Source organism: Streptomyces sp. RLB3-17 (genome assembly GCF_007113425.2).
GTDB lineage: Bacteria > Actinomycetota > Actinomycetes > Streptomycetales > Streptomycetaceae > Streptomyces > Streptomyces mirabilis_D.
The window spans coordinates 5,870,047-5,887,772 of sequence record NZ_CP041610.2 but is presented as its reverse complement, the minus strand read 5'-3'; the positions used below and the strand labels follow the sequence as shown (position 1 = coordinate 5,887,772).

The window sequence follows — 17,726 nt, the reverse complement described above, 5'->3', positions numbered from 1 at the left end:
TCCTCTTTCTCGTTTCACGGACGGGTCGGATGGGTGGCGCGCGTCCTACTGGAGGGATTCGGATCAACGGGTCGGATCAACAGGTCGGGTCAACGGGTCGGGTCGACCGGGGGATTCAGACGGCGGTGCCGGGCTCGCCGAACCACTGGGCGAGCGCGTCGGTCAGGCCGTCCGTGGAACCGTCGGCGCCGACCCAGGCGATGTAGCCGTCGGGGCGTACTAGGAGGTCGGCGGCCGGGGCGGCGGCGTCGGGCCGGGCGGCGGTGACGACGTCGACGCGGTCGGCCCAGGCGGCCGCGGCCTCGCGCAGCGCCGCGTTGTCGTGCAGGTCGAGGAGGACCGGACGGCCCTGGTGCAGCAGCTCGTACGTGGTGGTCTTCTCGTCGCCGACCAGCAGTTCCTGGTCGGGCAGCCGGCGGCCGAGCAGCGGGTGACCGCCCTCGACGGCGCCGTAGGTGATGTCCAGGCCGGTGACCAGGCCGACGAGGTGACGTCGTACGTCCTCGATCCGGACCAGTTCGGCGAACAGGTCGCGCAGCGGCTGGGCCTCGGGACCGCCGAGGTAGAGGGTGCGCTGGACCAGGGTGTTGTAGACGATGCGGGCGCCGACCGGGTGACGCTCGGAGTGGTAGGTGTCGAGCAGGCCCTCCGGGGCGTGCCCCTTGACCGCGGCGGCGAGCTTCCAGCCGAGGTTGACCACGTCGCCGACGCCCGCGCTGATGCCCTGGGCGCCGATCGGCAGGTGGATGTGGGCGGCGTCGCCCGCGAGGAAGACCCGGCCCTTGCGGTACTCGGCGGCGTGCCGGCTGGCGTCGGTGAAGTAGCTGGTCCACAGCTGCTTGGCACCGCTGATGTCCTCGCCGGTCACCCGCTGGAAGGCGGCGGCCACCTCCTCGAAGGTGGGCGGCTCCTGGGTGGGGCGGACACCGGCGCCGCGCTCGAAGACCACCACGCGGGTGGCGCCCGGGCCGAGCGGCAGGACCACGACCATGCCGGCCTCGCCGACCTCACCGGTGGGGCGCAGCCGCAGCTGGACTCCGGCGACGTCCGCCATCTTCATCTCGATGGTGGCGCTGACGCCGGGGAAGTCGATCCCGGCCAGGTGGCGGACGGTGGAGCGGGCGCCGTCACAGCCGACGACGTACGCGGCGCGCAGCGTCTCGACGCCCTCCGGGCCCGCGACCTCGACCTGGACCCCGTTCTCGTCCTGCGTCAGGCCGATGACCTCGTGGCCCCGGCGGACGTCGGCGCCCAGACCCACGGCCCACTTGTTGATGATGGCCTCGGTGCGCGACTGCGGAACACCGCGGACACCGAAATTTCCGCCCTCGACAATGCGGTAGTCGATGGGGAGTCCACCGAAATGGCCGCCGGGTATGGTCTCCAGCGGACCGAAATCCTCGAGAAGGCCGCGCTGGCCGAATTCCTCGATCGTACGGGCCGAGAATCCCAGCGCACGGGACTGCTGCATCGGCTGTTCCAGCCGGTCGAGCACGATGACCGAGAGACCCGAGAGGCGCAGTTCTCCCGCGAGCATGAGACCCGAGGGCCCCGCTCCGGCAACGATCACATCGGCATTGAAGGCGTCCATATTCCCTCTCCCGCTGGCGTTTTCTCCAGTATTCCGAGGGCTCCCGGGAAGCTGAATGGCCGCCGATACAGAACTCTGACAAGTTCTGACAAGTTCGTCAGAGGCCTTGCAGCTACTGGGCGGTACGGGTTGGCGAGTACCGGGCAGGTACAGGCGGAGCATGCGAGAGGGTGCCGGAAGCGTCTTCCGGCACCCTCTCGCCCCGTATGTGCTCCGGGAGTTCGGTACAGGCCGTTCAGTACAGGCCCATCACGCGGTCGACCGCGATCTCGATGACCGCGAGGCCCGGGGGCTGCGGCGGCTGGGACCAGTACCGCTTGGCGTAGCGGCGCATCCCCTCCACCACCCGGGGCGGGTCGGTGGAGACGGTGGCCGGGCCCTCCAGGGTGATCCAGCGGGGGCCGACCAGCTGGCACACGGCGGCCCGGCCACCGGCCCTGGCTAACAGGTTGCGGGACTTGCGGCGGTGCACCGTGGTCATCACCCGGGCCAGGCCCGCCTCACCGTCCCAGGTGAACCGTACGGGCGCGACGTGCGGCGTGCCGTCCGGGCGAAGGGTGGTGAGGGTGCACAGGGCGTTCTCGGCGAGGAACTCCTCCGCCGCGGCGGACAGGGGCAGGGGCTTGGACATGGCCGGGTCCGTTCTTCCGTCGTCCGAATTCGGTCTCTGGTCCGCCGTCAGGCGTGCGCGGGGACGGCCGCGGACTGCTCGGAGGACTTGGTGAACGGCAGCAGCACCAGGGTCACCACGAAGGCGGCCGCGGCGAAGCAGGCGCCCACGAGGAACGCGTCGTGGAAGACGGTCGTACGGGCCTCCTGGACCAGGGCGGGAACACCGTGGGCCTTGGCCGTCAGCTCGTCGACCCGGCGGAAGGCGTAGGTCGCCGCGACCGCGAGGCCGAGCGCGCCGCCGACTTCCTGGGCGGTGTTGATGAGACCGGCGGCCAGACCCGACTCGCGCTCCTCGATCCCCGCGAACGCGGAGACCTGCAGCGGGACGAAGGACATTCCGAGGCCGAGGCCCATCAGGACGAAGGCGGGCAGCACGTCCGTCAGGTAGGAGGCGTCGGACGGGGCACGCCACAGCAGCATCATGCCGGTCGCGGCGAGCGCGAGGCCGACCAGCAGGACGGGCTTGGCGGCGACCTTGGTGACGACCTGGGAGGCGACGCCGGCGCCGACGGCGGTGAGCACCGCGAGCGGCACGTACGCGAAGCCGGTCTTGACGGCGGAGTAGTCCAGGACCTGCTGCATGAAGAGGCTGGCGAAGAAGAACAGGGTGACGCAGGTGCCGAGCAGCAGGATGGCGATGCCGTTGGCGGCGCGCAGCGAGGGGCGGCGGAAGATGCCGAGCGGCATCAGCGGCTCCTTGGCGCGGCGCTCGATGACGATGAAGGAGACGAGCAGGATCGCGGAGAGGATGAACCCGCCGATGACCCGGCCGGTCGGGACGTTGGAGTCGGAGACGGTCTGACCGAGGGTGAAGATCAGCAGGACCAGGCCGGCGGTGAGGGTGACCGCACCGGCGACGTCGAAGGACTTGCTGCGCTGGGCGGAGCGGCTCTCGCCGACGACCATCGGGGCGACCAGGGCGCCGATGACGCCGATCGGGACGTTGATGAAGAAGATCCAGCGCCAGCCGGGCCCGTCGGTGAGCAGACCGCCGAGGGTGACACCGGCGACGGCGGCGAGACCGCTGAGCGCGCCCCAGGCACCGAGCGCCTTGTTGCGGGCCGGGCCCTCTTCGAAGTTGTTGGTCAGCAGGCTCAGCGCGGCGGTGGCGATGAACGCGGCCCCCAGGCCCTGGGCACCGCGGGCGCCGATCAGCATCGCGGCGTTCTGCGAGACCCCGGCGAGCAGCGAGGAACCGGCGAACAGAAGCAGACCGGTCTGCAGCATCCGGCGGCGGCCGAGGGTGTCGGCGAGCCGGCCGGTCAGCAGCAGGAAGCCGCCGAGGAGCATGCCGTAGGTGGTGACCACGTACTGGAGAGCGGTGGTGGAGATGTTGAGCTCGTCCTCGATGGTCGGCAGGGCGACGTTCACGATCGACACGTCGAGGAAGGTCATGAAGCCGGCCAGGCAGAGGAAGGCCAGGATGAGGCCGGGGCGGCGGGCCGGCCCGGACTCGCCCGCCGCCTTGGCGGGGCTGTGGGTGGACTCTTGGATGGACATGTCACTCCCTAGGAGCATGAGGATTCTCGGACGGGGACGTACAGGGAGGTACTGGCTTTGCTGGCTTCTTGGAAGCTAGCATCCTGGGTATAGTAGGTACCTAGAGGAAAGTGACTTCCCGAAAGGTGATGATCGGAATGAAGAGCACAGCCACGCAGGGCCCCACGGCCGCGAGCGGCGCCGCCGACATGACCGGCACGCCGGTCACGACCAGCCCCGAAGCCGCGCACGCGGCCGCCGCCGGCACCCCGCAGAGGTGCCCGATCGCCCCGGTCCTCGACATCGTGTTCAGCCGCTGGACCACGCCGATCCTGTGGACGCTGAACGCCTTCGGCACCCAGCGCTTCGTGGAACTGCACCGCAACATCGGCACCATCACGCCGAAGGTGCTGACGCAGCGGCTGCGTCAGCTGGAGCGGGACGGGCTGGTGATCCGCACGTACTACCCGGAGGTGCCGCCCCGCGTGGAGTACGAGATCAGCGATCTGGGACGGACCCTGGCCCCCCTGTTCGCCTCGCTCTTCGACTGGTCGACCGGCCACCTGCCGCTGGTGGAGCAGGCGCGGCAGGCGTTCGACGAGGCGGAGGAGCAGGCCGCGGCCCGCAACCACTGAGCCGGGTAGGTCCCTCAGCTCCATGCCGGTGTCCGCATGGAGCCCTGGAAGAAGATCAGCGGGTCCTCCTGTTCGGCTTCGGAGGGCGCGCGCAGACCGACGACCTCGCCCAGCAGGATGGTGTGGTCGCCACCGTCGTACTCGGTGACCAGCCGGCACTCCAGATGCGCGAGCGCCTCGCTGAGCACCGGCAGGTCGAGGACGGACCTGTGGTGCGGCACCTCCTCGATCCGGGCGGTCCGCCGACCGGCGAACGCCCAGGCCACGGGCTCCTGTCGCTGCGTCAGGAAGTTCACGACGAAGCCGCCGGACTCCTGGACCACGGGCAGCAGCCGGGAGTTGTCGTGCAGGCAGATGAGCACCAGCGCCGGGTCCAGGGAGACCGAGGTGAAGGAGTTCACCGTGGCGCCCGTGGCGTTGTCGCCGCTGCCCGAGGTGATGACCGTGACACCGGTGGCGAAGTGTCCGCACACGGTGCGCAGCGCGCGGCCGTCGACCGGACCGAGCTGCTCGGGGATGGCTTGCGAAACGGGGATCACGACAGCCCTCTCGTTCTCGGATACGGGGTTACGGAGTGACGCGGTTACGGAGTGACGGGAGTTCCGGGGCGTTCCTGATCAGGCGGCGCGTGAGGCCGGGGCCTCGGACGGCTCGGGCACGACGGCCGGCACCGGACGACGCCTGGACAGCAGCGGACCCGCCATCGCCGTCGTGACCAGCGCCATGATCACGAGCATCGTGAACATGCGGGTGTCGAGCACGCCCAGGCTGACGGCCGCGTTGAGGATGATGAGTTCGGTCAGACCCCGGGTGTTCATCAGCAGCCCCAGGTCCTTCGACTCACGCCAGGAGAACCCGGCCAGCCGCGCCGGAAGGATGGCGCCGACCAGCTTGCCGGCGCAGGCCACGACGATGATCGCGACGAGCGCGACGAAGTCACCGGCGGTGAGCGCTCCGAGGTCCACGCCGAGCCCGGTGACGATGAAGAAGACCGGAAGCAGCACGACGCTGACGTGGTCCATCGGCTTGCGCAGATGCTCCGCGAGGACCATGGCGGGCTCACGGGGCATCACGAACCCGAACAGGAAGGCCCCGAAGATGGCGTGGATGCCGATCCAGGTGGTCAGCCAGGCCGAGGTCAGGGCGCCCGCGCACAGCACCGCGAGCAGCGCCGACCAGCGCTCGGTGGCCGCCCAGCGCCACACCAGCCGGGCCACCAGCGGACGTACGACCAGCAGCATCCCGGCCACATAGAGCACGCTGTAGAGACCGATGCGGGCGAGGTCGGAGTAGTTCCCGTTCGCCGTGACCAGGGCCGAGACATAGGCCAGCAGGCACCAGGCGAGCAGGTCGTCGATGGCGGCGCTGGCCAGCGAGAGCGAACCGGCCCTGGTGTCCAGGAGCTTGTTCTCGGTGAGGATCCGCGCGAGCACGGGGAAGGCGGTCACCGACATCGCGGTGCCGATGAAGGTGGCGAACGCGACGAAGGAGATGTGGTGTCCGGCCACCGTGGAGTGCTCGTCGTACAGGAACGGGGCCAGCGCCACGCCCAGGCCGAAGGCCATCGCGATCGACGAGAGCGAGACACCCGCGGCAAGCCGGGCATGCGGCCTGATCAGGCGCTTCTCGAACTCCCAGCCGACCACGAACATGAACAGGATCAGACCGACCTGGGAGACCGCGGACAGCAACGGCCGCACGTCGGCGGGGAAGAGGCGCTCGGTGAGGTTCCCCGGCAGCAGGCCGAGGACGCTCGGGCCGAGCAGGATGCCCGCGGTGATCTCGCCGACCACCATCGGCTGACGCAGCTTCTGCGCGAGCCGGCCGAGTGCGGCGCCGGCCACGAGCACCACGCCGATATCGGCAAGCATGATCGCGAGTTTCATGTCCTGGGGGCTGGCCGCCGCCAGAGTCGTCATTGGGGCTCCCGGGGTCGGGGCGGGGTGCCGCGGGTCCACAGCACGCGGAAGGTCAGGGAGGAGAGCCGCCAGCCCTCCGCGGCGCGGCGGGCTTCGCCGGTCGCGAGGGTGCCGACCTGGAACAGGGGCTCGTCCGCCGCGTCGGGGTGGTGCACATGCGTCGAGACGAGGTTGGCGCGCAGCACGGCCCGCTCACCGGCGTCGTCGAGGTCGACGACCGCGGGCGAACCGAGGTGCTGGGTGGCGGCGAAGGCCGCCAACGCGTCACGGTGGTAGCCGGCGAGTCCGTCGAGGCCCTCGTGCCGGCTCATGGGGAACTCGACCAGGGCGTCCTTCGTGAAGAGCCCCCGCGCCCACGCGTCGTCGAGTGCGTCGTCGTCGAGACCGATGAGGTACCGGTCAAGGAGAGTGGATATCTCTAATGCTTCCGGGCCTGACTGCATTACCCGAGCATGGCGCCCACGCCAATCGGCAACCAAGGCCGCTTTTCACAGCCCTGACGAAGTTGAGAAAGATCTGACACCACCCTCGAACAATTGACAAAAGCGCCGCCAATCCTGAAGTGCCGACCCTTTCACATGGGCAGATCTTCTTGCCATGCTGCATTCGTAGCTGCATTCGTGGCTCCACCCGCACCTTCATTCGCACCTCCATTCGCACTCCCATTTCCTCGAACGGAAGAGACGAGAGAATGCCGAAGATCGCAGCCGATGGTCAGCACCTGACCGTTCTCAACCTGTTCTCGACCGACGCCGCCGAGAAGCAGGTCAAGCTGCTCGCCGCGATGCGCCAGATCGTCGACACGGCGGCCTACGAGGGCTGGATATCCAGCACGGTCCACGCCGGGCAGGACAAGCCGGGAACGGCCAACTTCATCCAGTGGCGCAGCACCGAGGACCTGGAGAGCCGTTACGCCGGTGAGGAGTTCAAGCACCGCACCCTCCCGCTCTTCGGTGAGATCACCACCTCGATCCGTCTGCTCCAGAACGAGATCGCCTTCACGCAGCAGAAGCCGGAGCTGGGCGGCGTCACCGAGATCTCCCCGTCCCGCGACGACTACACGGCCATCGAGCTGTTCGGCGTGCTGCCGGAGAACCAGGAGGACCTGATCGACGCCCTGGGCGAGTCCCAGACGTGGCTGGTCGACGTCCCCGGCTACCGCACCCACACGGTGCTCCGCGGCCTGCGTGCCCGCGGCATCGAGGGCAAGTTCGTCGTCGTCTACTCCCAGTGGGACAGCAAGGAGGCGTACGACGCCTTCCGCTCCGTGCCGCAGGGTGAGCGCTCCCCGGAGCGCCAGAAGGTCGACGCCCGCGTCGCCGCGCTCCAGACCTGGCAGGACGAGAACACCTACCAGGTCGTCCACACCCGCTCCGCGGGCGAGTGAGCCACCCGGTGGCGGGCCGACCGGTCGGGCGGCGGCCGGCCCGCCACCGGGTCTGCACGTTGTTTCACGTGAAACACCCGCACGGCGGCTCTGAAGACATGGCAGCCCCGCCCGCACGGCAGACCCACGCACAACAGAAGCACGTATGACAGATCGCGCACGGACGCGGACGCACGGGCGCGTTCCCATCCCCACTGGCTGGCCGCTGCCGGGAATCCCCCACCCGGCAGCGGCTTTTCTGTCCGTCACGTTCCCGTTCCCGTCCCGCCCCCGCGCGCCACACCAGGACGAGGAGACAGCACGCATGGAACACCCGGGCATGCGCCAAGTCGCGCACGAGATCAACATCGCGGTCCCGGCGGACACCGTCCACCGGCTGATCGCCGAGGTGGGGAACTGGCCACGGATCTTCCCCTCGGTCATCCACGTCGAGTACGAGGAGGCTCCCGAGGGCGAGGAGCGGCTGACGATCTGGGAGACCGCACCGACCGCGGCGGGCGAACCCCGCTGCCGTCCGCTGCGCCGGATCGTCGAACCCGCCAAGCTGCGGGTCAACTTCCAGCACCTGGTCACCGCGTCCCCCGTCGCCGGCCTCGGCGGCGCCTGGCTCGTCGAACCGCTCGGGGAGAACACGTCCCGAGTACGGCTGCTGCACGAGTTCCGGGCCGCCGCCGACGACCCCGGAGCCCTGGACCGGATCGGCGCCGAGATCGACCGGAGCGCCGTCGCGGAACTCGCGGCACTGAAGGAGAACGCGGAACGCGAATACGCCGACGCCGAGTTGACGTTCTCCTTCGAGGACACCGTCCACGTCGACGGCTCCGCCAAGGACCTGTTCGCCTTCATCAACGAGGCGAACCTGTGGTCGGAGCGCCTGCCGCACGTCGCCACGGTCCGTCTGGAAGAGGACACCCCGGGGCTCCAGACTCTGGAGATGGACACCCGGGCCAAGGACGGTTCCGTCCACACCACCAAGTCCTACCGGGTGACCTTCCCGCACCAGCGCATCGCGTACAAGCAGGTCACCCTGCCCGCGCTGATGACCCTGCACACGGGCCACTGGACGTTCACCGACACCGACCAGGGCGTCGCGGCCACCTCCCAGCACACCGTCAGTCTCAACACGGCCAACATCGCCCGCGTCCTCGGTGACACCGCCACCGTCGCCGACGCCCGCGAGTACGTCCACACCGCCCTGTCCACCAACAGCCTGGCCACCCTGAACCACGCCAAGGCTCACGCGGAGGGCCGCCGTTGACCCCGACGGTGCGCCGGCTCGCCGTAGCGCGAGGGGAGTTGGACGTGTGGCTGCTGCCACCGCCCGACTCGCCGCGTGACGTCCCGTACGACGAGCTCGACGCGTACGAGAGAGGTCGGGCCGACTCCTACCGTCGCCCCGACGACCGCCAGATGTACGCCGCGGCGCACGTGGGACTGCGCCGGGTCCTCGCCGGTTACACCGGCATCGAACCGAGCCGGCTCAACCTCGCCGGCGAGCGGTACAACGGCAACGGTGAACGCCACGGTCGGCCCGTGGTGCTCGGCGTGCCCGGCGGCGCCCCCCAGTTCTCGCTCTCGCACAGCCACGGCCTGGCGATCGTGGTGGTGGCGGAGTCACGGGTGGGCGCCGACGTCCAGCGGCTGCCGTCGCCCCAGACCGCCGAGGCATGTCTGCCGGCGCTGCATCCGGCCGAACGTGAGGAGCTCGGGAAGATTCCCGAGCACGAACGGACCATGGCCTTCGGCCGCCTGTGGACACGGAAGGAGGCGTATCTGAAGGGGCTGGGCACCGGGCTGACCCGGGGGGCCGACCTCGACTACCTCGGTGAGGCGGGGCTGGCCGATCGGCCGACGGGTTGGGTGGTGGGCAACCTGCCCCTGTGTTCCACCCACATCGCGGCGGTGGCGCTGGCCGGGGCGGGGGATCGGCCCGTCGCGATTCGCGCCGTGCCCACCGCCTATCTGTACGCCCCGGATGCGGTGGAGCGTCTGGTGGAGATGGAACCGGGGTTGCGGTCGATGCTCCGGGATCCTGCTCAGCACGGGGACCTGGAGCGCTGAGGAGATGGGGGGACTGCGGGTCGGCCTCGGGGTGCGGGTTGTCCTGGGCTGGTCGCGCAGTTCCCCGCGCCCCTGAGGGGCACGACCAAGGGGCCGGAGAGTTCTGGTGAACTCTCCGGCCCCTTCGGGCTGTGGTGCCCGTGACGGGTTCAGGCCGCCGCTCGCCAGGTGCGGGGGCCGTCGAAGCCGGTGACGCGTTCGGGGCGGCGCCACAGGGCGACGACCTGGTGCTTGCGGGCCGTGTCGTCGGGTGCGACGCCGGGGCCCGCGGTGACGGCCATCAGTACCGCGGTCAGCGCGGCCAGCTCCTCCGGGGAGGGGCAGCCGCGCTCGATCCGGAAAAGCGGACCGGCCGCGGGTTCGGAGACGGGACCGGGGGCGGGATCGGGAACGGGGACAAGGGCGGGGCGCTGGATGCTCATGGTTTCCTCCCTGCTCACTGGGGCGGGTTGCCGTGCTTGCGGCGCGGCAGCTCGGCGTGCTTGGCCGCGAGCATGGCGAGCGAACGGGCCAGGACCGCCCGCGTCTCGCGCGGGTCGATGACGTCGTCGACCAGCCCGCGTTCGGCGGCGTAGTAAGGGTGGACCAGCTCCTCCTTGTACTGGTCGATTTTCTCTTGACGCATCGCGTCGGGGTCGTCCGCGGCCGCGATCTCCCGCCGGAAGACCACGTTGGCGGCCCCCTCGGCGCCCATGACCGCGATCTCGTTGGTCGGCCAGGCCAGCGCGATGTCGGCGCCGATGGAGCGGGAGTCCATCACGATGTACGCGCCGCCGTACGCCTTCCGCAGCACCACCGAGACCCGCGGCACGGTCGCGTTGCAGTACGCGTACAGCAGCTTGGCGCCGCGCCGGATGATGCCCTCGTGCTCCTGGTCCACACCCGGCAGGAAGCCGGGCACGTCGACCAGCGTGACCAGTGGGATGTTGAAGGAGTCGCAGAACTGCACGAACCGCGCGGCCTTCTCGCTCGCCTTGATGTCCAGGACACCCGCCATGGCGGCCGGCTGGTTGGCGACGATGCCGACGGTGTGACCGTCGATCCGGGCCAGGGCGCAGACGATGTTCGGCGCCCAGCCCGCGTGCACCTCCACGTAGTCGCCGTCGTCGACGAGTTCCTCGACGACCCCGCGCATGTCGTACGAGCGGTTGCCGTCGTGCGGCACCAGGTCGAGCAGCGCGTCCCCGGACCGGTCGCCCGGGTCGCCGCTGACGTGCCGGGGCGGCAGCTCGCGGTTGTTGGACGGCAGCAGCGACAGCAGATAGCGCACCTCGGCGAGGCAGCTCTCCTCGTCGTCGTGGACGAAGTGCGCCACTCCGGAGACAGCGCCGTGCACATCGGCGCCGCCGAGCCCGTTCTGGCTGATCTCCTCGCCGGTGACCGCGCGGACCACGTCGGGCCCGGTGATGAACATCTGCGAGATGTCCCGGACGGCGAAGATGAAGTCGGTCAGGGCGGGCGAGTACGCCGCGCCGCCCGCGCACGGGCCGAGCATCACGCTGATCTGCGGGATGACGCCGGAGGCCCGGGTGTTGCGCTGGAAGATGCCGCCGTACCCGGCGAGCGCGGAGACACCCTCCTGGATGCGGGCGCCCGCACCGTCGTTGAGCGACACCAGCGGCGCCCCGGCGGCGATGGCCATGTCCATGATTTTGTGGATCTTGCAGGCGTGGGCCTCGCCCAGCGCGCCGCCGAAGACACGGAAGTCATGGGCGTAGACGAAGACCGTACGGCCCTCGACCGTGCCCCAGCCGGTGATCACACCGTCGCCGTAGGGCTTCTTCGCCTCCAGGCCGAAGCCGGTCGCCCGGTGCCGGCGCAGCGGTTCGACCTCCTGGAAGCTGCCCTTGTCCAGCAGTAGTTCGATGCGCTCGTGAGCGGTCAGCTTGCCCTTGGCGTGCTGTCGTTCGGTCGCCTTCGGGTCCTGCCCGGCACGGGCGATGTCCTTGCGTTCGGCCAGCTCCATCAGCCGGCCGCCCAGTTCGATGGGTATCGCGGGCTCCATGTACGGATCTCCCATTCAAGTGGATCAAGAGGAAAGACGGTTCGGTCAGCGGGCGAGCAACGCGGTCAGTTCGCCGACGGTGCTCTCCCGCAGCACCTCGGCGGGCACCTCGGCGTCGAGGGCGCGCCGGATCCGGCGCCCCAGGTGCAGGGCGTCGAGCGTGTCCAGGCCCTGGCCGCGCAACGGCAGACCGGGCGAGAGCCGGTGCCCCGGCGGGACCGCGAGCAGGTCATGCAGTTCGAGGCGCAGGCAGTGACCGATCGTGCGGGCACGTGCGTCGGGGGCCATGGCGCGCAGCTGGACCGGGTCCGGGAGCCGGTCGAGCCAACTGCACGGGGTGTCGTCACTCAGGGGACTCATGGGGCTGCCTTTCAGGGAGAGGGCCGGGCCCGAGGAGTGCCGGTTCCGGCCGGTGGCTGGGGAGGAATCGACGTGTCCGCCCCGCGAGCAGCACCGCGAGCGCCGCCGCCGACGAGGCGAGCCCTCCCACGTACAGGCCGGAGCGCGCACCGTGACGGACGGTGAGCCAGCCCACGAGGAGGGCGCCGAGTGGGGTGAGTCCTTGCAGGATGAGCGTGTAGAGCGCCATCACCCGGCCGCGGTAGGCGGCGTCGCTGCCCAACTGGATGCGGTGGTTGGCGGCCTGGGCGAAGTAGAGGGTGGCGAAGCCGGTCAGCAACAGCAGCACGGCCGCCCACGCGTAGGTGGGCGACCAGCCTGCCGCCGTCTCGAGGAGCCCGAAGGCGAGTGCGGAGGCGGTGACGGTCAGGGCGGCCGGGCGGGCGCTGCGCACGGTGGTGGCGAACGCGGCGAGCAGCGAACCGGCGGCGAACGCCGTGGTCAGCAGCCCGAACGCGGTCGCGCCCGAGTGGAAGACGGTCTTGGCGAGCAGCGGCAGGGTGAGCTGGAAGTTGAAGCCGAACAGGCCGACCACGGCGACCAGCGCCAGCGGCACGAACAGGTCGGGGTGCCCGCGCACGTACCGCAGCCCGTCGACCACCTTGACCCCGCGTTCCGGCGGGGCCGTGCGCAGGAGTTCCCCCGGGCGCATCAGCCGCAGCCCGGTCACGGTGGCGAGATAGCTGGCCGCGTTGAGCAGCATGGCCGTCCCCGCGCCGACCGCGCTGATCAGCAGCCCGGCGAGGGCCGGGCCCACCACGCGGGCGGTGTTGAAGTAGGCGGCGCTGAGCGCCGAGGCGTTGGGCAGCAGCTCCGGGCCGACCATCTCGCTGACGAACGCCATCCGGGTGGGCACCTCGACCGCGTTGACGGTGCCGAGGCCCAGCGCGAACAGATACAGCTGCCACAGCTGGGCGGAGCCGGCCAGGACGAGTACGGCGAGTGCCAGCGCGAGGGCGCCGGAGACGAGGTTGGCGACGGTGAGCAGCAGCCGCTTGTCGTGGCGGTCGGCGAGCCGGCCGCCGTACAGCGTGAACAGCAGCAGTGGGGTGAACTGGAGCGCGGTCACGGTGCCCAGGGCCGTGCCGGAGTCCCCCGTCAGGGAGAGCACCAGCCAGTCCTGGGCGGTGACCATCATCCAGGTGCCCGCGACCGAGACGACCTGGCCGGCCGCGAAGAGCCGGAAGTTGCGCACCGCCAGGGACCGGAAGGGCGTACGACGGCTGCCGGCACCCGCGGCCCGCCTGCCCCTCCCTCCCCGCCTCGCCCTCTTCGTCGTGTCCCTGGCGTCGGGCCGTGTGGTCGTCATGGCATCAGGGCGTCACGGACGCGCCCGCGGACCGGCGCGCGAGGCATTCCTCGAAGAACGCGAACGCGCGCAGGTGGTAGGTGCGGGCGGCCCAGCCGAGGCTGATGTTGTGCCCGGCGCCGGGCTGACGGTCGACGGCGGCGGACGGCGCCGAGGCGAAGTGCGCGGCGAGGTCGGCGACGGTGTCCTCGTCGTGGTGCCACCACAGTTCCTGCTCGGCGAAGGTCAGCCGCACCGGGACCTGCACGGCCGCCGCCGCGACCGGGAACCGCCGCGGCCACTGGAGTGCCTCGGCCTGCTCGCGCGGGGGCATGGGGGCGACCAGGCCCTCGGCCTCGCGGAAGGTGTTCGGCGGGTAGAAGCGCAGGGCACCCCAGTTCCGCTTCCAGTGCCGGTGCTGGTGCGGGTCGGGGCCGCCCTCCGGGTGGTCGACCGCGTAGTCCCGGCCGAGCCCGGAGATGTCGAGCCCGAGCAGCGGCGGTACGGCCGGATCCGGATCGCCGGCCTGGCAGGCGGCGTACGTCAGGGCGAGCTTGCCGCCGAAGGAGTGCGCGAGCAGGAAGACTCCGGCGCCCGTCTCGGCGCGGCCGGCCAGGTGCCGCAGCGCCGCGTGCAGCGCTGCGGACTGCTCGGCCAGGGTCTGACCGCTCGGGGCGTCCGCGGCGGACAGGCCGTAGCCGGGCCGGTCGACGGCGACCATGGTGTAGCCGAGCCGGGCGCCGAGGGCGAGCAGGGAGACGTCGGGGTGGGCCTGCCCGTCGAAGTACCCGGCGCTCATTCCTCCCCCGTGCACCGCGACGACCGTGGCCCGCGGTGGCCCGGACGGTTGGGCGATCAGCGCGGAGAGCGTGACGTCACCGGCCGCCAGGGCGACGGGGCGCACACCCGGGGACATCGAGGGCATGGCCGAACCGGGTACGGACGAGGGGATGGTCTCGACCGTGGGAACGCTCACTGGGGTACTTCCTCTCGTGTTCGTGCTGGTGTGTTCGTGCTTTCGTGTGGGTGCTCGCGTCTTTGTGCGCGCGTGCGGATCGGTTGCCGGTGGTGGTTCTCAGCGGGCCTCGGGTGCGCCGAACCAGCGGTGCAGCGTCGCGCACAGCTCCGCCGAACCGGTGTCGGCCCAGGCCACATAGCCGTCGGGGCGGACCAGCACCGCGGCGGCGCCGCCGAACGCGGCCGGGTCCCGCGGGGTGCCGGTGACGACGGTGACGCGGTCCTTCCAACGGGCAGCCGCCTCACGCAGTACGGAGTCGTCGGCGAGGTCGAGCAGCACGCCCTGGGCGGCGTGGAGGAGTTCGGGCGTGCGGACCTCGCCGGTGGCGGTGTTCAGCGCCCGCGGCGGCAACCGGCGCCCGACCAGCGAGTCCCCGGTGTCCCCGAGGTCGTAGCGGACGTCGAGGTGGCTGACCACCCCGGCGAGGTGCCGCTTGACCGAATCGAGGCCGATGAGCTCGGCGAACAGATCGCGCAGCGGCTGGGACTCGGGGCCGCCGAGGAAGACCGTGCCCTGTGCCTTGGTGTTCATCAGCAGCCGCGCGCCGACCGCGTGACGCTCGTCGTGGTAGGTGTCGAGCAGTCCCTCGGGGGCCCGGCCCTGGACGGTCGCCGCGAGCTTCCAGCCGAGGTTGACCGCGTCCTGGACACCGGTGCTCAGTCCCTGGCCGCCGGCCGGCAGATGGATGTGCGCGGCGTCGCCGACGAGCAGCACCCGCCCGCGCCGGTACTCGGTGACCTGGCGGGTGGCGTCCGTGAACGAGCTGACCCAGTCCGCGCCGCCGCCGGAGATGTCCTCACCCGTCAACCGCTCCCAGGCCGCCGCCACTTCGGCGAACTCCGGGGTCTCGCTGCGGTCGGCCGGCGGGGTGCCGTGCTCGCACACGATGATCCGGTCCACGCCCTCCTTCAGCGGCGCGGCCATCACCATGCCGCCGGGCAGCCGCTCGCCCAGGAAGCGCGGCGGGATCTCGCAGCCGACGACATCCGCGAGGTACATGCCACGGGTGGCGGGCGTACCGGGGAAGTCGAAGCCCGCGGCCTTGCGCACCGGGCTGTGCCCGCCGTCGGCGCCCACCAGGTACGCGGCGCGCAGCGTGCGCTCGCCGTCGGGCGCGGCCACGGTGACGGTGACCCCGGTCCCGTCCTGCTCCAGCGCCAGGAACTCCCAGCCCCGCCGGATGTCGGCGCCGAGCTCACCCGCCCACTCCTCCAGCACCGCCTCCGTCTGGGACTGGGGGACGCCGCGGGCCCCGAAGTGGGCGTCCTCCAGCACGGTGTAGTCGAACTGCACCCCGCCGAAGTGGCCCATCGGGCTCTTCTCCAGCCCGCCGAAGCGCGGGACGAGACCGCGCTGGTCGAAGGACTCCATGGCGCGGGCGGTGAACCCGAGCCCGCGCGACTGTCCGGTGGGCCGCGCCAGCCGCTCGGCGACGATGACACTCACCCCGCCCAGCCGCAGTTCCCCGGCCAGCATCAGCCCGGCCGGGCCGGCGCCGACGACGATGACGTCCGCGTCCATCTGCGCGTCCATGGGTGTCCTCTCCTCGCGCGCCCGGGCGCGCGTCGCATCGGTGGGTGACGTGCGGTGCCTCAGCTGTGCGTGTGCTTGTCCGTGCGTGTGCGTGAGCTTGTCCGTGCCCTGCCGTGCCTGTGCCTGTGCCTGTCCGTGTGCCTGTCCGTGAATGGCCCGTGCGGCCGTACTCAGTCGTCGGCGGCCAGGGTGCCGAACCAGCGGGTCAGCGCTCGCGCCAGACCGGCCGGACCGGAACCCGCCCAGGCCACATAGCCGTCGGGGCGGACCAGCAGGGCCTGCCCGGCCGGCAGCGGGCCGCCGGCAGCGGGGCGGTCGGCGACGAAGGCGACCCGGTCCGACCAGGGGGCCGCCGTCGCGCGCAGCGCCGGGGCGCCGTCCCCGTCCAGGGACAGCAGCAACCCGCGACCGGTGCACAACAGTTCGGTCGTACGGCGCCGCGCGCCACCCTCCGCGGGCTCCAGCCACGCGTCCGGCAACCGCCGCCCGAGCAGCGGGTGTTCGTCGGAGTGGATCTCGGGGCCCTCGACGTCGTACCGGATGCCGAGGCCGCTGATCATCCCGGCGAGGTGCTGTCGTACGCCGTCCAGGGCGACGAGTTCGGTGAGCAGGGCGCGGGCGGGTTCGACCTCCGGGCCGCCGAGCAGCAGCTCGACCTGGGCCCGGATGTTGGCGAGGACCTGGCGGCCCACGGTGTGGCGCTCGGCGTGGTAGGTGTCGAGGAGGTCCTCGCCCGCGCTGCCGCGGACGACGGCGGCGAGCTTCCAGCCGAGGTTGAAGGCGTCCTGGACGCCCAGGTTGAGGGCCTGTCCGCCGCTCGGCATCTGCCGGTGCGCCGCGTCCCCGGCGAACAGGACGCGACCGTGCCGGTAGTGGGCGAGCTGCCGGTTGGCGTCGCCGAAGGCGTTGACCCACAGGGGGGTGCCCTGGCTGATGTCCTCGCCGGTGACGCGCTTCCAGACGTCGGTGACCTCCGCGAAGTCCGGTTCGGCGCCGTCGCGTTCGGCGGCGGGGCGCCCGAACTCGTGGACCATCACCCGGGTCACCCCCTCGCGGGTGGCGGCGATGGCGAGTCCGTGCTCCAGGCGCTGGAAGCGCCGGTCGGCGACCTCGACGCCGGAGACGTCGGCGCGCAGCAGTTCGCGTGCGGCGTCCCGGCCCGGGAAGGGGGCCCGGACCAGGCGCCGTACGGTGCTGTCCTCGCCGTCGCAGCCGACCAGGTAGCGGGCCCGGATACGGACGGGACCGTAGGGACCGATGGCCTCGGCCTCCACCCCGCCCCGCCCGACTCCGCCCCGCCCGGCCTCGTCCCGCCCGTCCCCTTCGCTCTTCGCTTCCAGGGACAGCAGCTGGTGCCGGCGCCGCAGATCGGCGCCCAGCACGGCGGCCCGCCGCTGCAACAACTCCTCGGTGCGGGTCTGCGCGACCTTCCACTGCCCGGGGTGCGAACTGGGCAGCGTCAGGTCCAGCGGTACGCCGCCGAAGTGACCGCGCGGCTCGCACGGCGGCGTACCGAGCTCGTCCAGCAGCCCGCGGGAGTCGAGGATCTCCATCGTGCGGGCGTGCAGGGTGGAGGCCCGGGATTCGGTGGTCGGGCCGGGGCGCTGGTCGACGACGACCACCTCGGCGCCGCCCAGCCTCAGCTCGGTGGCGAGCATCAGCCCGGCGGGGCCCGCTCCGACCACGAGGACGTCGGTGTCCAGGATGGTCGTGTCGGTGTCCTGATGGTCCGTCGTCAT

General features: G+C 71.3%; 17 protein-coding genes. 4 read left to right on the top strand and 13 right to left on the bottom strand.

Going from position 1 to position 17,726, the window contains the following annotated elements; translation table 11 throughout:
* Positions 1-115: 115 nt before the first annotated feature.
* The 3 genes from FNV62_RS26745 to FNV62_RS26735 all read right to left on the bottom strand — a co-directional run bounded on the left by FNV62_RS26745 (position 116) and on the right by FNV62_RS26735 (position 3,763).
* Positions 116-1,591 (bottom strand): FAD-dependent monooxygenase, encoded by a 1,476-nt coding sequence (locus tag FNV62_RS26745; protein ID WP_143627308.1) that lies wholly within the window; start codon positions 1,589-1,591, stop codon positions 116-118.
* A 235-nt stretch (positions 1,592-1,826) separates the two neighbouring features.
* Positions 1,827-2,222, bottom strand: a complete 396-nt coding sequence (locus FNV62_RS26740) for a pyridoxamine 5'-phosphate oxidase family protein (RefSeq protein WP_054237224.1) — start codon at positions 2,220-2,222, stop codon at positions 1,827-1,829.
* A 47-nt stretch (positions 2,223-2,269) separates the two neighbouring features.
* Complete coding sequence (locus tag FNV62_RS26735; protein WP_097285471.1) at positions 2,270-3,763, bottom strand: MFS transporter; 1,494 nt, start codon at positions 3,761-3,763, stop codon at positions 2,270-2,272.
* A gap of 188 nt (positions 3,764-3,951) precedes the next feature.
* On the opposite strand from FNV62_RS26735, the gene FNV62_RS26730 reads away from it, so the two are divergent.
* Complete coding sequence (locus FNV62_RS26730) at positions 3,952-4,377, top strand: winged helix-turn-helix transcriptional regulator (RefSeq protein WP_060900229.1); 426 nt, start codon at positions 3,952-3,954, stop codon at positions 4,375-4,377.
* Positions 4,378-4,391: 14 nt separating this feature from the next.
* On the opposite strand, the gene FNV62_RS26725 is transcribed toward FNV62_RS26730, so the two are convergent.
* From FNV62_RS26725 to FNV62_RS26715, 3 genes are all read right to left on the bottom strand, one after another.
* Entirely contained in the window at positions 4,392-4,916 is a 525-nt protein-coding gene (locus tag FNV62_RS26725; protein ID WP_225900379.1) for a flavin reductase family protein, read from the bottom strand.
* A 78-nt stretch (positions 4,917-4,994) separates the two neighbouring features.
* Positions 4,995-6,296, bottom strand: coding sequence for a cation:proton antiporter (locus tag FNV62_RS26720; RefSeq protein ID WP_143627306.1), 1,302 nt, complete (start codon positions 6,294-6,296; stop codon positions 4,995-4,997).
* Positions 6,293-6,739, bottom strand: coding sequence for a nuclear transport factor 2 family protein (locus FNV62_RS26715; RefSeq protein ID WP_143602308.1), 447 nt, complete (start codon positions 6,737-6,739; stop codon positions 6,293-6,295). Before FNV62_RS26715 ends, FNV62_RS26720 begins: the two co-directional genes overlap by 4 nt.
* A 248-nt stretch (positions 6,740-6,987) precedes the next feature.
* Here FNV62_RS26715 and FNV62_RS26710 point away from each other — a divergent pair, with 248 nt between their 5' ends.
* The 3 genes from FNV62_RS26710 to FNV62_RS26700 all read left to right on the top strand — a co-directional run bounded on the left by FNV62_RS26710 (position 6,988) and on the right by FNV62_RS26700 (position 9,744).
* Entirely contained in the window at positions 6,988-7,683 is a 696-nt protein-coding gene (locus FNV62_RS26710) for an antibiotic biosynthesis monooxygenase family protein (protein WP_054237220.1), read from the top strand.
* A 304-nt stretch (positions 7,684-7,987) separates the two neighbouring features.
* Positions 7,988-8,941 (top strand): aromatase/cyclase, encoded by a 954-nt coding sequence (locus FNV62_RS26705; protein WP_143627304.1) that lies wholly within the window; start codon positions 7,988-7,990, stop codon positions 8,939-8,941.
* Positions 8,938-9,744 carry a 4'-phosphopantetheinyl transferase family protein gene (locus FNV62_RS26700; protein ID WP_082417865.1) on the top strand — a complete coding sequence of 269 codons (807 nt, stop codon included), beginning with the start codon at positions 8,938-8,940 and terminating at the stop codon, positions 9,742-9,744. The genes FNV62_RS26705 and FNV62_RS26700 overlap by 4 nt, the downstream gene beginning before the upstream one ends.
* 149 nt (positions 9,745-9,893) lie before the next feature.
* Here FNV62_RS26700 and FNV62_RS26695 read toward each other — a convergent pair whose 3' ends face one another.
* The 7 genes from FNV62_RS26695 to FNV62_RS26665 form a co-directional block, all read right to left on the bottom strand.
* On the bottom strand, positions 9,894-10,166 hold the full coding sequence (locus FNV62_RS26695; protein ID WP_082417864.1) for an acyl-CoA carboxylase subunit epsilon: 273 nt from the start codon (positions 10,164-10,166) through the stop codon (positions 9,894-9,896).
* A 14-nt stretch (positions 10,167-10,180) separates the two neighbouring features.
* Positions 10,181-11,749: an acyl-CoA carboxylase subunit beta gene (locus FNV62_RS26690; protein ID WP_054237217.1), complete on the bottom strand. Its 1,569-nt coding sequence runs from the start codon at positions 11,747-11,749 to the stop codon at positions 10,181-10,183.
* A gap of 45 nt (positions 11,750-11,794) precedes the next feature.
* Positions 11,795-12,109, bottom strand: a complete 315-nt coding sequence (locus FNV62_RS26685; RefSeq protein ID WP_054237216.1) for an acyl carrier protein — start codon at positions 12,107-12,109, stop codon at positions 11,795-11,797.
* Positions 12,093-13,457: an MFS transporter gene (locus FNV62_RS26680; protein ID WP_143627302.1), complete on the bottom strand. Its 1,365-nt coding sequence runs from the start codon at positions 13,455-13,457 to the stop codon at positions 12,093-12,095. Before FNV62_RS26680 ends, FNV62_RS26685 begins: the two co-directional genes overlap by 17 nt.
* A gap of 4 nt (positions 13,458-13,461) precedes the next feature.
* Positions 13,462-14,361, bottom strand: coding sequence for an alpha/beta hydrolase (locus FNV62_RS26675; protein WP_177324387.1), 900 nt, complete (start codon positions 14,359-14,361; stop codon positions 13,462-13,464).
* A 150-nt stretch (positions 14,362-14,511) separates the two neighbouring features.
* Positions 14,512-15,987 carry an FAD-dependent monooxygenase gene (locus FNV62_RS26670; protein WP_225900378.1) on the bottom strand — a complete coding sequence of 492 codons (1,476 nt, stop codon included), beginning with the start codon at positions 15,985-15,987 and terminating at the stop codon, positions 14,512-14,514.
* A 170-nt stretch (positions 15,988-16,157) separates the two neighbouring features.
* Positions 16,158-17,726 carry an FAD-dependent monooxygenase gene (locus FNV62_RS26665; RefSeq protein WP_143627300.1) on the bottom strand — a complete coding sequence of 523 codons (1,569 nt, stop codon included), beginning with the start codon at positions 17,724-17,726 and terminating at the stop codon, positions 16,158-16,160.

Bases quoted from the DNA above. Each gene is read 5' to 3' on its own strand.
- FNV62_RS26745 (WP_143627308.1), bottom strand. From the start codon at position 1,591: ATGGACGCCTTCAATGCCGATGTGATCGTTGCCGGAGCGGGGCCCTCG.
- FNV62_RS26740 (WP_054237224.1), bottom strand. From the start codon at position 2,222: ATGTCCAAGCCCCTGCCCCTGTCCGCCGCGGCGGAGGAGTTCCTCGCC.
- FNV62_RS26730 (WP_060900229.1), top strand. From the start codon at position 3,952: ATGACCGGCACGCCGGTCACGACCAGCCCCGAAGCCGCGCACGCGGCC.
- FNV62_RS26675 (WP_177324387.1), bottom strand. From the start codon at position 14,361: ATGCCCTCGATGTCCCCGGGTGTGCGCCCCGTCGCCCTGGCGGCCGGT.
- FNV62_RS26705 (WP_143627304.1), top strand. From the start codon at position 7,988: ATGGAACACCCGGGCATGCGCCAAGTCGCGCACGAGATCAACATCGCG.
- FNV62_RS26695 (WP_082417864.1), bottom strand. From the start codon at position 10,166: ATGAGCATCCAGCGCCCCGCCCTTGTCCCCGTTCCCGATCCCGCCCCC.
- FNV62_RS26735 (WP_097285471.1), bottom strand. From the start codon at position 3,763: ATGTCCATCCAAGAGTCCACCCACAGCCCCGCCAAGGCGGCGGGCGAG.
- FNV62_RS26670 (WP_225900378.1), bottom strand. From the start codon at position 15,987: ATGGACGCGCAGATGGACGCGGACGTCATCGTCGTCGGCGCCGGCCCG.
- FNV62_RS26685 (WP_054237216.1), bottom strand. From the start codon at position 12,109: ATGAGTCCCCTGAGTGACGACACCCCGTGCAGTTGGCTCGACCGGCTC.
- FNV62_RS26720 (WP_143627306.1), bottom strand. From the start codon at position 6,296: ATGACGACTCTGGCGGCGGCCAGCCCCCAGGACATGAAACTCGCGATC.
- FNV62_RS26680 (WP_143627302.1), bottom strand. From the start codon at position 13,457: ATGACGACCACACGGCCCGACGCCAGGGACACGACGAAGAGGGCGAGG.
- FNV62_RS26710 (WP_054237220.1), top strand. From the start codon at position 6,988: ATGCCGAAGATCGCAGCCGATGGTCAGCACCTGACCGTTCTCAACCTG.
- FNV62_RS26715 (WP_143602308.1), bottom strand. From the start codon at position 6,739: ATGCAGTCAGGCCCGGAAGCATTAGAGATATCCACTCTCCTTGACCGG.
- FNV62_RS26665 (WP_143627300.1), bottom strand. From the start codon at position 17,726: ATGACGACGGACCATCAGGACACCGACACGACCATCCTGGACACCGAC.
- FNV62_RS26690 (WP_054237217.1), bottom strand. From the start codon at position 11,749: ATGGAGCCCGCGATACCCATCGAACTGGGCGGCCGGCTGATGGAGCTG.